The sequence below is a fragment of the Xenorhabdus indica genome (genome assembly GCF_014467235.1).
Classification (GTDB): domain Bacteria; phylum Pseudomonadota; class Gammaproteobacteria; order Enterobacterales; family Enterobacteriaceae; genus Xenorhabdus; species Xenorhabdus indica.
In genome coordinates this window covers 107,081-122,332 of record NZ_NKHP01000008.1, presented here as the reverse complement: position 1 = coordinate 122,332, position 15,252 = coordinate 107,081, and the positions used below count along the sequence as shown (strand labels likewise).

The 15,252-nt window shown below is 41.5% G+C and carries 10 protein-coding genes; 5 read left to right on the top strand and 5 right to left on the bottom strand.

All coding sequences use genetic code 11. The annotated features are described in order from the left end of the window. Positions 1-46: 46 nt before the first annotated feature. Positions 47-1,006 (bottom strand): thioredoxin-disulfide reductase, encoded by a 960-nt coding sequence (gene trxB / locus Xind_RS08455; protein ID WP_047683630.1) that lies wholly within the window; start codon positions 1,004-1,006, stop codon positions 47-49. Between the two features lie 636 nt (positions 1,007-1,642). Between trxB and lrp the strand changes: the two genes are divergently transcribed. From lrp to serS, 5 genes are all read left to right on the top strand, one after another. Continuing rightward, positions 1,643-2,137, top strand: a complete 495-nt coding sequence (gene lrp / locus Xind_RS08450; protein WP_004256338.1) for a leucine-responsive transcriptional regulator Lrp — start codon at positions 1,643-1,645, stop codon at positions 2,135-2,137. Between the two features lie 139 nt (positions 2,138-2,276). Then, entirely contained in the window at positions 2,277-5,744 is a 3,468-nt protein-coding gene (locus Xind_RS08445) for a DNA translocase FtsK 4TM domain-containing protein (RefSeq protein ID WP_187649854.1), read from the top strand. A 66-nt stretch (positions 5,745-5,810) separates the two neighbouring features. Further along, positions 5,811-6,422 (top strand): outer membrane lipoprotein periplasmic chaperone LolA, encoded by a 612-nt coding sequence (gene lolA, locus Xind_RS08440; protein WP_047678956.1) that lies wholly within the window; start codon positions 5,811-5,813, stop codon positions 6,420-6,422. Positions 6,423-6,429: 7 nt separating this feature from the next. Further along, complete coding sequence (locus Xind_RS08435; RefSeq protein WP_047678954.1) at positions 6,430-7,773, top strand: replication-associated recombination protein A; 1,344 nt, start codon at positions 6,430-6,432, stop codon at positions 7,771-7,773. 161 nt (positions 7,774-7,934) lie between these two features. After that, positions 7,935-9,224 carry a serine--tRNA ligase gene (gene serS, locus Xind_RS08430; RefSeq protein ID WP_187649853.1) on the top strand — a complete coding sequence of 430 codons (1,290 nt, stop codon included), beginning with the start codon at positions 7,935-7,937 and terminating at the stop codon, positions 9,222-9,224. A 444-nt stretch (positions 9,225-9,668) separates the two neighbouring features. On the opposite strand, the gene Xind_RS08425 is transcribed toward serS, so the two are convergent. From Xind_RS08425 to focA, 4 genes are all read right to left on the bottom strand, one after another. Next, complete coding sequence (locus tag Xind_RS08425) at positions 9,669-10,499, bottom strand: BPSS1780 family membrane protein (protein WP_187649852.1); 831 nt, start codon at positions 10,497-10,499, stop codon at positions 9,669-9,671. Positions 10,500-10,991: 492 nt separating this feature from the next. Then, positions 10,992-11,732, bottom strand: a complete 741-nt coding sequence (gene pflA, locus Xind_RS08420; RefSeq protein ID WP_047678948.1) for a pyruvate formate lyase 1-activating protein — start codon at positions 11,730-11,732, stop codon at positions 10,992-10,994. A 145-nt stretch (positions 11,733-11,877) separates the two neighbouring features. Further along, the gene (gene pflB / locus Xind_RS08415) at positions 11,878-14,160 is read right to left on the bottom strand and encodes a formate C-acetyltransferase (RefSeq protein WP_187649851.1); all 2,283 of its coding nucleotides are present in this window, start codon (positions 14,158-14,160) and stop codon (positions 11,878-11,880) included. Positions 14,161-14,217: 57 nt separating this feature from the next. After that, on the bottom strand, positions 14,218-15,069 hold the full coding sequence (gene focA, locus Xind_RS08410) for a formate transporter FocA (protein ID WP_187649850.1): 852 nt from the start codon (positions 15,067-15,069) through the stop codon (positions 14,218-14,220). Positions 15,070-15,252 lie beyond the last annotated feature (183 nt).

Here is a 15,252-nt window from a genome sequence, read left to right as displayed (position 1 = left end):
TTGTTAAAAAGCGCTATCGAAACAGCGCTTTTAGGGAAAGATAATCTTATTTAGTTGCCAGTCCGTCCAGAAAACGTTCGGCGTCCAGCGCAGCCATACAGCCCGTGCCGGCTGAAGTGATAGCTTGTCGATAAACATGATCCATGACATCACCTGCGGCAAATATGCCGGGAATGGAGGTCTGGGTGGCATTTCCATGCAGACCGGACTGAACTTTGATGTACCCGTTTTCCAGCTCAAGCTGTCCTGCAAAAATGTCGGTATTAGGACTATGACCGATAGCGATGAAAACACCTGCAACATCCAGTTCTTCAGTGTTGTCACTTTTCGTATCGCGAATACGGATACCTGTTACACCCATTTCATCACCCAAAACTTCGTCTAAGGTGCGATCAGTATGCAAAATAATATTGCCGTTTTTAACCTTATCCATCAAACGGTCAATCAAGATCTTTTCTGAACGGAAAGTATCACGGCGGTGGATCAGGTGAACTTCAGACGCAATATTCGCCAAGTATAATGCTTCTTCAACTGCAGTATTACCGCCACCTACGACAGCAACTTTTTGTTTACGGTAGAAAAAACCATCACAAGTTGCACAGGCAGAAACACCACGTCCTTTAAATGCTTCTTCGGAAGGCAGTCCCAAATAACGAGCAGAGGCACCTGTTGCGATGATTAAGGCATCACAGGTATATTCCTGATCATCACCATATAGATGGAATGTTTTTTTTGAGAAATCAACTTTCTTAATGTGATCAGTTATAATTTCTGTCTGAAATTTTTCAGCGTGCTGGAACATACGCTCCATCAAAACAGGGCCTGTTAGCCCCTCAGGATCACCGGGCCAGTTTTCAACTTCAGTCGTGGTGGTCAATTGACCGCCTTTCTCAACCCCGGTAATGAGTACGGGATTTAGATTAGCACGGGCCGCATAAACAGCAGCAGTATAACCAGCAGGACCTGAGCCAAGAATGATGAGCTTACTGTGTTTGGCTGTACTCATGAATACCTCATTTCCATTATCGCATATTGCAGATTTAGGGATTGTAGGAGAAATAATAAGTTAAAAAAAGCGATTATCAGATAAAATATTCATGTTATTAACGATTTTACCGATAGATAGTAACTGTGATGTAATGGGAATGTAAGGAGTGAGTGCTTAACTTTTTGAATTGAACATCATTTATTCGTTTTAGGCATGAAACGAGCTATTGAAACGATTTACCGAAAATTTGTTTGGTAGGTTGTTCTGATTTTTGTTCATTTACTTTGACAATCGGCTATGCATTTGCGAAAACATCTATGTAAGAGATAATTATCTGCCTCGCTAATCAATTGTTTCTATAGAATAGACAATTTGGAGTAGATGATTTTCTCATAGAATATTAAAAATTGCCGATAAGCTGCTTTCTGAGAGACATAGTGTTTTGGGAGATAACATTCTGGAAGACGGTGCTCTAGTAAGTCGTGTTTTGGTTAATCGAGTTCTGGGAAATTGTATTCTGGAAGATTACGTGCAGGCCCCAAGCCTTGGTTACAGATTGAGCTTTAGCCTTTGAAGACATCTTTTCCAGCTCAATTGCTTAAAAGAGATAGGGAAAATGTTATGGGTGTAGGAATATAAAGAGAGAGCAATAAGATGATAGATAATAAGAAGCGTCCAGGAAAAGATCTTGATCGCATAGACCGTAATATCCTTAACGAATTGCAGAAAGACGGCCGTATTTCTAATGTGGAATTATCCAAACGGGTAGGATTATCACCTACACCTTGTTTGGAACGCGTACGTCGTTTAGAGCGTCAAGGCTTTATTTCTGGTTATACTGCTTTGCTGAATCCCCATTATCTGGATGCATCATTGCTGGTATTCGTTGAAATTACCCTAAACCGTGGAGCAGCAGATGTTTTTGAGCAGTTCAATACTGCTGTACAAAAATTGGAAGAAATTCAAGAGTGCCATTTGGTTTCAGGGGATTTTGACTACTTACTGAAAACACGTGTGCCAGATATGTCTGCGTACCGTAAATTGCTTGGTGAGACCTTATTACGTCTTCCGGGCGTTAACGATACGCGTACTTATGTAGTCATGGAAGAAGTGAAACAGAGTAACCGTTTGGTAATTAAGACTCGTTAAGCTTTTGTCTACAATGTACAGTGTATAGATGCAAAACAGGAAAAATTTAGGTACACTCCTGTTTATGCATACAGTTTCAACGCTGAGCTAACCTCAGCGTTGTTCCGTTTAATCAACAGGAAAACCTGGAGAGCCTTTCTTGAACCAGGAATATACAGAAGACAAACGTGTTAGATTAAAAAGAGTAAGCAGTGGCCGTCGGCTTCTGGAAGCCGTTCTGTTGGTTATTGCTATATGTGCCGTATATTTAATGGTAGCACTTGTCAGTTTTCACCCTTCCGATCCTAGCTGGTCACAAACTGCCTGGCATGAACCTGTTCATAATTTAGGTGGCAGCATTGGTGCTTGGTTGTCAGACATACTATTCTCAGCATTTGGTATTCTTGCCTATGCAGTCCCACCCTTAATGCTTTTGGGTTGTTGGAATGCTTTCCGTCAGAAAAATAGGCAAGAGTATGTGGATTTCTTCACACTGGCATTACGTGTTATTGGTGCCCTAACTCTTATCTTGACTTCATGTGGTTTGGTTGCACTCAATATTGATGATTTGGGTGATTTTGCTTCAGGGGGTGTTATCGGTAGTCTGTTCAGTAACGCGATCCTGCCGTGGTTTAACATACTTGGTGCAACTTTAGCCTTACTTGGTACATGGGCTATCGGGTTCACATTATTTACGGGCTGGTCCTGGCTTACCATTGCAGAAAAAATCGGGGAGTACACTCTGGATTCGCTCAGTTTTGTGGTTAATCGTGGTCGCACACAAACTGATTATGATCATGAGTTGGAAAAAGAAGCTTTTCCTGAGTCTTCTGATGATATAAGCCATTCTAAACAAGGGGAGTCTAAAGTAACTCCTGTAAAGGCAATTCATGTTATTCAAAACACCATTGCTGATGATGAAGATGATGTGTTACTGACAGTTCCAACAGTGACAGAGTTGGTGAATACCAATTCAGAACAGCCAGTTATGGAAAAATCAGAGGAAACAATTTCACCTGAAATAGTTTCTTCTAAATCTGAAGATACTTCACTTGAACAGATGCAATCTACTCTGGAACAAAACAATAAATCTCACCTGATTAAGCCGCAAATATCCATAGTTCCAGAGGCAAAATCAATACAAACGGAATTAGGGCAGGCTGGAGTTGAACAGATGACTGCATCAGAACAAACTGAAAATAGTCAGGAGCAAGAGCCTACCCGGTATATATTTGAGCTGCCTGATGAGCAGCCGGGGAATGACATAGCAACACAGAGTGCTATACCAATGTCACCGCCTTCAAAAGAGAGTACTGATTTGCGGGATTCAGTAACTAGCTCTATTGCTGTTGTGAAGAATCCTCAGATGAAACAGGGAATAGGCCCTGAAATGCCAAGGCCGAATCCGGTACGAATACCGACTCGCCGTGAATTGTATGGTATTAAAGTCCCTTCTCACCGTTTGTCTGAGCATTTGCAGCGGAAAGAAAGACAGGCCGAACTCAATGCTGAAGCTGAAGAACAGAGAATGGATGAGCAGCAGCAAGACATACTGCGTGAGCAATTTATTGCGCAACAGCGTGAGCGTTATGGTTATGATTTGGAAAAAGAGGCAGAACAAGTAAAAGCTGAAAATTTCACCTCTATTTATAACCAACCAACACATGGTAAAACAACAACAGCAGAACAATCTGTTGAAGACCGTGATGATAAAGTACTAATCAGTATTGATGAACAAGCAGAGCAGGAAGAAACGTTGCGGAAAGAATTTGAACAGCAGCAACGTGAACGTTATCAAAGCCAACTTGCTGTTTCGCAGCAGTCTGAACAGCCTATGTTTGGTTATTTTTCACCAAATAATAGCGTAGAAATTTCTGAGCCAGCAGAACCATTATTTATGCCTTCTGAGTCTATGCCACAGGAAGAGGCGGCTATTCAGCCAGAACAAGAAAAAAATATTGCTCCTGTTTCAACAGATTCTTCTGTTTTAAAAACTTCTCATCAGCCGGAAACTACGCATACTTTTGCGCAGCAACCGCAGCAACCGCAGCAACCGCAGCAACCGCAGCAACCGCAGCAACCGCAGCAACCAAGCCTGTTTCATCCATTTTTGGTACGTAATGATCAGCCATTGCCTAAGCCGACTACACCGATGCCTTCTTTAGATCTTCTGACAGAACCTCCAGCAGCAGAAGAACCGATTGATATGTTTGTACTGGAACAAACTTCGCGTTTAATTGAAGCTCGTCTGAATGATTATCGTGTTAAAGCGGATGTTGTTGGGTTCTCTCCAGGTCCTGTAATCACGCGTTTTGAATTGGATTTAGCGCCTGGGGTTAAAGCTTCCCGCATCTCCAATTTATCTCGTGATCTTGCACGTTCACTTTCGGCTGTGGCAGTTCGTATTGTTGAAGTGATCCCAGGAAAACCTTATGTGGGTTTGGAATTACCGAATAAAAAACGCCAGACCGTTTATTTGCGGGAAGTGCTGGATTGTGAAAAATTCCGTGATAATCCGTCACCATTAACTATCGTTTTGGGAAAAGATATCGCTGGTCAGCCTGTTGTTGCTGATTTAGGAAAAATGCCTCATTTGTTGGTGGCAGGGACGACAGGTTCGGGAAAATCAGTCGGCGTTAATGCTATGATCCTCAGCATCTTGTATAAAGCGAAACCAGAAGATGTTCGTTTTATCATGATCGACCCGAAAATGCTTGAGTTATCTGTTTACGAAGGCATTCCGCATTTGTTGACAGAAGTGGTCACTGATATGAAAGACGCAGCCAATGCACTGCGTTGGTGTGTCAATGAAATGGAACGCCGTTATAAATTGATGTCAGCTTTAGGCGTGCGCAATATCGCGGGTTATAACGATAAGATCAAACAGGCTGAAAATATGGGCCGACCAATCCCGGATCCCTTCTGGAAGCCGGGTGACAGTATGGATGTGGCACACCCTGTACTGAAAAAAGAGCCTTATATTGTTGTTATGGTCGATGAGTTTGCCGATTTAATGATGACAGTCGGGAAAAAAGTGGAAGAGTTAATTGCGCGTTTGGCACAGAAAGCGCGTGCTGCGGGGATCCACTTGGTACTGGCTACACAGCGTCCTTCTGTTGATATTATTACAGGATTGATTAAGGCCAATATTCCTACGCGAATTGCATTCACTGTTTCTAGTAAAATTGATTCCCGTACCATTCTTGATCAGGGAGGAGCGGAATCCTTGCTTGGTATGGGGGATATGCTTTATTTGGCACCAAACTCTTCGATTCCTGTACGTGTCCACGGTGCTTTCGTGCGTGATCAAGAAGTCCATGAAGTTGTTAATGACTGGAAAGCGCGTGGTCGCCCTCAATACATTGATAATATTATTAAAGGGGGGGACGATGGCGAAGGAGGATTGGGATTAGATAGTGATGAAGAGCTGGATCCTTTGTTTGATCAGGCCGTTGAATTTGTGATTGAAAAACGCCGGGTATCTATCTCCGGGGTACAACGTCAATTTCGTATTGGTTATAACCGGGCAGCTCGAATTGTAGAACAGATGGAAGCTCAGCAAATTGTCAGTGCGCCTGGTCATAATGGTAATCGTGAAGTTTTAGCACCTCCGCCACATGAACACTGAGCATCATTTTAAATTCGGCATCGGTTATTGTGATGCCGGTAATATATGAATTGAAGGTACTCACACATGAAAAAACTGATGTTGATTGGTTGTCTGATGATGGGAATGAGCGTGAGTTCTGCATGGGCTGATGCTGCACAAAGTTTGCAGGGGCGATTGAGTAAGGTAAATAGTTTTCACGCGAACTTTATTCAGACTGTTACCAGCAGTGACGGTTCAACGATCCAAAATGGTGAAGGGCAACTTTGGGTTAAACGTCCCAATTTGTTTCATTGGCATATGACATCGCCTGATGAAAGTACTTTGATTTCTGATGGTAAAACGTTGTGGTTCTACAATCCTTTTGTTGAGCAAGTAACAGCTAATTGGCTGAAAGATGCTACGGGCAATACACCGTTTATGTTGATTGCTCGTAATGATCCCTCGGATTGGAAACAATACAGAGTGACACAAAATGGTAATAATTTTGAGTTGACGCCGAATAATGCCAATGGAAATCTGAAACATTTTTCAATCACAGTGACACCTGATGGCACTATTCAGAAATTTACGGCAGTGGAACAAGACGGTCAGAAAAGCGCTTATCAGTTGAAAGGGCAGCAGAATACCAGCGTAGATGCGTCAAAATTCAAATTCACTTTACCAGAAGGTGTTACGCTGGATGATCAGCGCCAGTGAGGTTTAAGTGAACAATCTTTCACTCGATTTTTCACAGAATGAGTTTCAGCCACTGGCTGCAAGAATGCGGCCAGTTACGCTGGATCGTTATATTGGACAGCAACATCTATTGGCAAAGGGGAAACCTCTGCCAAGGGCGATCCGGGCAGGTCATCTTCACTCCATGATTTTGTGGGGACCGCCGGGCACGGGGAAAACGACGCTGGCTGAAATTATCGGCTATTATGCGCAAGCAGATATTGAACGTATTTCTGCCGTTACATCTGGTATCAAAGAGATACGTGAATCTATAGAAAAAGCACGACAGAACCGCAATGCAGGGCGCAGAACAATTTTGTTTGTCGATGAAGTTCACCGATTTAACAAAAGCCAACAAGATGCCTTTTTGCCGCACATTGAAGATGGCACCATCACGTTCATTGGTGCCACGACTGAAAACCCCTCTTTTGAACTAAATTCAGCACTGTTATCACGAGCGCGAGTCTATTTATTGAAATCTCTTTCGCCAGCAGAAATAGAACAAGTGCTTATTCAAGCCATAAATGATAAAGAACATGGCCTCGGTGGGCAAAATATCGTGTTGCCGGACGGTACTCGTCAGATGGTAGCTGAGTTGGTCGCAGGGGATGCACGTCGTTCATTGAACTTGCTGGAAATGATGTCGGATATGGCGGAAGCCAATGCACAAGGGCAACGTATCCTGACCCCAGAGTTACTGAAAGAGGTTAGCGGAGAGCGGAGTGCACGATTTGATAATCAAGGTGATAGGTACTACGACTTAATATCTGCTTTGCATAAATCAATCCGGGGTTCTTCACCGGATGCTGCGCTTTACTGGTATGCCAGAATTATTACCGCGGGTGGAGATCCGCTTTATGTTGCCCGCCGCTTACTGGCGATAGCGTCTGAAGATGTAGGCAATGCTGATCCGCGTGGAATGCAGGTAGCAATTGCTGCATGGGATTGTTTTACCCGTGTTGGTGCAGCAGAAGGAGAACGTGCAATTGCACAGGCAATTGTTTATCTTGCCTGTGCCCCCAAAAGTAATGCTGTTTACACGGCATTTAAAGCAGCTATGGCAGATGCACAAGAAAAATCGGATTATGACGTTCCTGCTCATCTGCGTAATGCTCCAACAAATTTGATGAAAGAAATGGGTTTTGGTGAAGAATACCGTTATGCCCATGATGAGCCCAATGCGTATGCGGCGGGAGAAGTTTATTTTCCACCTGAGATGCAACATACTCGTTATTATCACCCGACCAGCAGAGGGCTGGAAGGTAAGATTAGTGAGAAATTAAACTGGTTGATGGAACAGGACCAAAGTAGCTCAATAAAACGCTATCGTTAATGTCATTGATACGGTAAGGTTCATATGGTAAAGAATTTATATCAGGTTGGTGAATCAAGACTGATTTTGCTACTGTTTTAGTGACTTTTTTCTCAATACTATTTTTTAACAACTATTTTCTTAACAACTAGTTTCTTAACAACAACAAGCACAGGAATAGCATGCTCGATCCAAATATGCTGCGTAACGAGCTAGACGCAGTCGCCGAAAAACTGGCTCGCAGGGGTTATGCCCTTGATGTGGAGACGGTGCGTAAACAAGAAGAGCGCCGTAAAGTTTTACAAGTTGAAACTGAAACCCTGCAAGCAGAACGTAATTCCCGATCGAAGGCTATTGGTGCAGCTAAAGCCCGTGGTGAAGATATTGAACCATTGCGCCAGGAAGTAAATCAATTGGGAGAAAAGTTAGATTCAGCAAAAGCTGAATTAGAGGCATTACAGGCTGAGATCCGTGATCTTGCATTAGGCATGCCGAATATTCCTGATGACTCTTCTCCTGACGGAAAAGATGATAGTGATAATGTGGAAATCAGCCGTTGGGGTGAACCACGTCAGTATAATTTTGAAGTGAAAGATCATGTATCGTTGGGTGAGTTAACTGACGGCCTTGATTTTGCCGCCGCAGTGAAATTAACAGGTGCGCGTTTTGTTGTGATGAAAGGGCAAATTGCCCGCCTGCATCGTGTATTGGCGCAGTTTATGCTGGATCTACATACTGAACAACATGGCTATCTGGAAACTTATGTGCCTTATCTGGTTAACCATGACACGCTGTACGGTACAGGCCAGTTGCCTAAATTTGGTGAAGATTTGTTCCACACTAAGGCATTGGCAGAAGATTCTGGTAGTCACTATGCACTTATTCCAACTGCGGAAGTACCTGTGACTAACTTAGTGCGCGGTGAAATTCTGGATGAGAGTGATCTTCCATTGAGAATGACAGCACATACACCTTGCTTCCGTTCAGAAGCGGGTTCTTACGGCCGCGATACTCGTGGTCTGATCCGTATGCACCAGTTTGATAAAATTGAGCTGGTTCAAATTGCTCACCCTGAGAAATCCATGGAAGCGTTGGAAGAGCTGACAGGGCATGCAGAAAAAGTATTGCAGTTACTGAAATTACCTTACCGTAAGATGTTGCTGTGTACCGGAGATATGGGTGCGAGTGCAAGAAAAACCTACGATTTGGAAGTTTGGTTACCTGCTCAGAATACTTATCGTGAAATTTCATCTTGTTCTAATATGTGGGATTTTCAGGCTCGTCGTATGCAGGCCCGTTTCCGCAGTAAAGATGACAAAAAAAACCAGTTAGTGCATACACTGAATGGCTCAGGCTTGGCTGTAGGGCGTACACTGGTTGCTGTAATGGAAAACTATCAGCAGGCAGATGGCCGTATTGAAGTTCCAGAAATATTGCGTCCTTATATGAAAGGGCTGGAATATATTGGCTAATACCTTTTATCTTTAATAAAAAGCGCCATATCAGGCGCTTTTTTTATCAACAATAATTTATGTTTTATCCTGCCTATAAGATGCGTTCCCTTGCCGCCGCGACGCAACTTGAAATCCATTGGGTATAGAACTGATTGTAAAAATGAAAATACTGAAAATAAGAATGATAAGATGTATAAAAGAAAAATTACTAATCAGAAGTACAGGCTCTGCTTTACATAGAACCTAATTTATTAAATCCAGTGAGCAGCAAGCTTATTTTAAAATCACCTATGGTTCTCTGTTTTCCAGCGACTGCGAAGAAATTTTTTTCTTTTACATTAAGAATGATATTTTTATTATCTACTGTTTCTATTTATTAGGTAATAATTCAGATAATGCAGGTTATTAACAAAGTGCTGACTTTGATATTCAGCACTTTTATTTATTTTTATGCAGTATTTATTAGATGATCAAACTGGATTTTTGTTCTTCGCTGCTGTTGCCTTTTGATGTATAAAAAATACTGCGGTATGTTGTATAATAAGTAATAAAATTCATAGGGATAGTTATAATCAGGCCCAACAATAAGGGTATCATGGAAGTCACTATCAGAATTCCCATTAGCAGGAAAAACAGAAAACCACCGAGTAGGTTTTTCTTCACAGCATTCAGGCTCATTGAGACGGCTTCACCAAATTTCATATCATTAATGATAATCAATGCAGGAGCAAACCAAATAAATGCAAGGGCGACTAAGCTAAAAATACAGAAGACAAAGATTGCCCCTATAAAAGAAGAAATGCTATCCATTAATAGTGCTGGATTTGGGTCCCCATATTGAGAGGCCAAAAACAGTTCTACTATACCAAAGCCTGCCACAAGGACAGCCGCGATGACCCCAAGTGCATAGATGCCTAAGTAAAGTGCACCAACAGCAACCAGTGTACCTAATTTATCTTTAAATCCATAGAATAATAATTCTATTTCAAAATTACCGGTGGTTCTTTGTTTTTCAGCAGCAGCGATAAAACCGGCAACAAATACTGAACCAAATAGAAAAGATACTAAATTTAGGAATGGAATAAAATTCAAGCCTGCCATGATAACTATATAGATTAATGTCAATAGTATCCATTGCATTGGGTTTGCTTTGAATATTTGCCAGGCATTACCGATCCATTCTGTTGCTGCTCCTGCTCCAACAGCCTGCCCTTCACGAATGAATACCTCTTTTTCTTTAGTTAGGGATATGCTTTTTTCCCTGGAATTGAAATTAATATCTTGATTATTCATTTTTTTCCGCTTTATCTGGTTGAATAGTAATTGCCAAATTAAATTTTATCTATATCCATCCCGGAACAGAGTTTTTGGGTAAAGTAGAAGGGATTATTTCATGAAAATTATTAATCAACAAGGATTAATTGTTGGTCTTATTAAGAGATTAATGCACAAATTCTTTCTTATATTGCCAAATGATTTTGCTTATATTTAAAATTTTTCTTTTGCACTAACTGAAATTAATTTTCCTTTTATAAGCAATCAATAAAATCGCCTTGTACTTTAAATGGTATATCATCAGGAAATGATTTTTTATCATATTGTTAAATGAGCTTGTTTTAATACTTTTTTAGTTAATGTATTTATGACGTGGATGTAATTTATTAATAATCCAATAGTTATTGAGTGAAATAAAATGATTTTTTAGCGCAAAACTGGCTGCAATTTATTATTGAACCAGTTGCGATTTGTGATGATTTCTTTTGAGGCTGTTGAAGAATATTGGATTCAATAAATTACATGATGTCCGTAACTAGTCAGGATTCGTTGCACGCGCTCCATGGTCTCATTAGAAGGTGGTTTTACCTCTTCCAGTTTGTATTCTTCACCCATGGCAATCCATTTATGCTTTCCAAGCTCATGATAAGGCAATAATTCAATTTTCTCGATATTCTTCATATCTCTGGTGAATTCTCCCAACATGTGGACAGATTTATCATCATCTGACCAACCGGGTACAACTACATAGCGGATCCATGTTTTTTGATTGCGTTTTGCCAGATAATGGGCAAATTCGAGCGTTCGATGATTGGAAACACCGACCAGTTCTCGGTGAATATCATCGTCAAGTTGTTTTAGGTCCAGCATCACTAAATCGGTATCATCCAGCAGCTCATCAATTACTGGTTCATAGCGGCGAACAAAGCCATTGGTATCTAAACAAGTGTGAATACCTTCTGCATGGCAAGCTCTGAACCAATCACGGACAAATTCAGCTTGAAGGATTGCTTCTCCACCTGATGCTGTGACTCCGCCGCCTGAGGCATTCATGAAATGGCGATAAGTTGTTACTTCCTTGATAAGTTCTTCGACAGTTACCGTTTTGCCACAGTGCGTATCCCATGTATCACGATTATGACAATAAAGACAACGCATCAGGCAGCCTTGGAAAAACGTGATAAAACGGATACCAGGGCCATCAATGGTTCCGCAGGATTCAAAAGAGTGGATACGGCCAAGTACGGACATGAAAGGGTTTCTCCAGAAACTGATTGGATGCTGAGAGAGTAAAGGCCCCCGATTGTACAGGGGCTTTGAAGTGTATGCCATTTTGCCTGATGAGAAAATTATGGCATTTTTGAAGTAACACGATGCGACTAATACAAATAAATATTTACATTGTTTGCGTAAATGTACGCGTAATTACATCCTGTTGCTGTTCCTTAGTCAGGGAATTAAAGCGTACCGCATAGCCAGATACACGGATCGTCAACTGAGGATATTTTTCAGGATTTTCCATTGCATCCATTAACATTTCACGATTCATTACGTTAACATTTAGGTGTTGACCACCCTCAATATCGGTTTCATGATGGAAGTAGCCATCCATCAGAGCCGCCAGATTCGTTTTGCGTGCTTCGTCATTTTTACCCAGAGCATTAGGTACGATGGAGAAGGTATAAGAGATACCATCCTTCGCGTAAGCAAATGGTAGTTTAGCAACTGAGGTCAGTGAAGCCACCGCGCCTTTTTGGTCACGACCGTGCATTGGGTTAGCGCCCGGACCAAATGGGGCACCTGCACGACGGCCATCAGGTGTGTTACCCGTTTTTTTACCATAAACAACGTTAGAGGTAATGGTTAATACAGACTGAGTTGGTACTGCATTACGATAGGTCTGCAATTTCTGAATTTTCTTCATGAAACGTTCAACTAAATCGCAGGCAATATCATCAACACGAGTATCATTATTACCAAACTGGGGATATTCACCTTCGATTTTGAAATCAATCGCCAGGCCATTCTCATCACGGATTGGTGATACTTTTGCATATTTGATCGCGGACAGAGAATCTGCCGCTACAGACAAACCTGCGATACCGCATGCCATAGTACGGTGAACATCTCGATCATGCAGTGCCATTAAGGCGGCTTCATAGCTGTATTTATCATGCATGTAGTGGATGATATTTAGCGCTGTAACGTACTGTTTTGCCAGCCAGTCCATAAAGTGATCCATGCGTTCGATGACTTTGTCGTAATCCAAAACATCATCTTTCATGGGGGCTTCTTTCGGGCCAACTTGCATTTTCAGTTTTTCATCTACACCACCATTGATCGCATACAACATGGTTTTCGCCAGATTTGCACGGGCACCGAAGAACTGCATTTGTTTACCAACAACCATTGGGCTGACGCAACATGCAATGGCGTAATCATCACTGTTGAAATCGGGACGCATCAGATCATCATTTTCATACTGTAAGGATGAAGTATCGATAGACACTTTTGCTGCGTATTTTTTAAAGTTAGCTGGTAATTTTTCAGACCACAGAATGGTCATGTTGGGCTCCGGAGATGGTCCCATTGTGTACAGCGTATTCAGGAAACGATAACTGTTTTTGGTAACAAGGGTACGGCCATCCAGCCCCATGCCAGCTATTGATTCAGTAGCCCAAATCGGGTCACCGGAGAACAACTCGTCGTATTCCGGAGTACGCAGGAAACGAACCATACGCAGCTTCATCACCAAATGGTCTATCAGCTCTTGCGCTTCTTGTTCAGTCAATTTGCCCGCTTGCAGGTCACGCTCAATGTAGATATCCAGAAAGCTGGATACACGGCCGAAGGACATTGCAGCACCATTTTGAGATTTTACAGCAGCCAGATAGGCAAAATAAGTCCACTGTACAGCTTCCCTGGCTGTGGTCGCAGGGCCGGAAATATCGTAGCCATATTTAGCAGCCATTGCTTTAATTTGACCAAGAGCATGGTGCTGTTCTGAAATCTCTTCACGCAGACGAATAGTTGCTTCCAGATCTTCGCCATTTTCCAATTTTTCCTGCAATGAGGTGAATTGTGCATACTTTTCATCCCGCAGGAAATCAATACCGTATAGTGCAACACGACGATAATCACCGATAATACGACCGCGGCCATAAGCATCAGGTAAACCAGTTAGTACACCGGATTTACGGCATTTCAGAATATCAGGCGTATAAACATCGAATACCCCCTGATTATGGGTTTTGCGATATTCAGTAAAAATTTGTTTCAGTTTCGGATCCAGCTCTCGGTTGTATGCTTTGCAAGAGCCTTCAACCATTTTAATCCCACCAAATGGAATAATGGCACGTTTCAGTGGCGCTTCAGTTTGCAGACCAACGATTTGTTCCAGATCTTTTTCAATATAACCAGCATCATGAGAGGTAATTGTAGACGCAACGTGAGTATCAAAATCAACCGGAGCATGAGTGTGGTTTTCGATTTTGATACCTTCCATGACCATTTCCCACAAAATATCCGTCGCTTTTGTGGCGCCTGCAAGAAATGATTCATCACCTTCATATGGCGTGTAGTTTTTCTGAATGAAGTCACGAACATTGACTTCATTCTGCCAGCTACCTTCGTTAAAGCCTTGCCATGCTACAAAGAATTTTTCATTTAACTCGGACATGATACTTTTACCTTTTAACCGTAGAACTTGGAAATTTGGTGTGGAAGCAAATTAATGTCAGCGGCTACCACGTAAATAAATGAACCAATAAGTCAACCCAACCAATATCGAACCACCAATGATGTTACCAATCGTAACTGGTAACAGGTTATCAGTAATAAAATTTGAGACTGTCAGTTGGGGAAATTGCTCCGGTGTTGTTCCTACTTTTTCCCAGAATTCAGCGGGAGCGAATTCTTTAATAACAATTCCAAAAGGGATCAGAAACATGTTAGCAATGCTGTGTTCAAAGCCGCTTGCGACGAACATGCTAATGGGCAGAATTAGTGCAAATAATTTATCAATAAGACTGCGGCCTGCATAACTCATCCAGACAGCAAGGCATACCATCAGATTAGCTAAAATGCCTAAGCATAGTGCCTCAATAAAGGTATGATGCATTTTATGATCGGCTACCTGTAATACGTTCAGGCCCCAGAAACCATTGGCGGCGGTATATTGGCCTGAATGCCACATTAAAGTGACAAAAAATAAAGCGCCCATCAGATTACCGATATAAACGTTAATCCAGTTTTTGAGCATTTGTGACCAGGTAATACGGCCTGTTGCTTTTGAAACAATAGTTAATACTGTGGAAGTGAAGAGATCGACACCAAATATTATTATTAACATTAAACCCAGGGAGAAACAGATACCACCGGTCAATTTAGCTAAACCATAAGGAATAGAAAAAGTTCCTGTTGTAGCCGTAATATAAAAGACGAAAGCAATGGAAATAAATACACCAGCCATGATTGCTGATAAATAAGTTACTGCGAGATGTTTATTGACTTTATATACACCGCTATCATCAGCAATTTGTGCCATTATAGCAGGTGGATATAAATTAAAAGGGTTGTCAGTTTTCATACTAACACTCACTTTATTATTAGTTAATTATAGCACGTAATGATAGTAACAAACGGGCATTGACCTAAATTTGATATGGATCATGTTAAATAGAAATTCTGGTGAATTATAGCTGTTAAAATAGCCTTTTTTTGGGTTAGTTTGTTGATTTTTATATATAAAATATTTTTTAAAAACTATAAA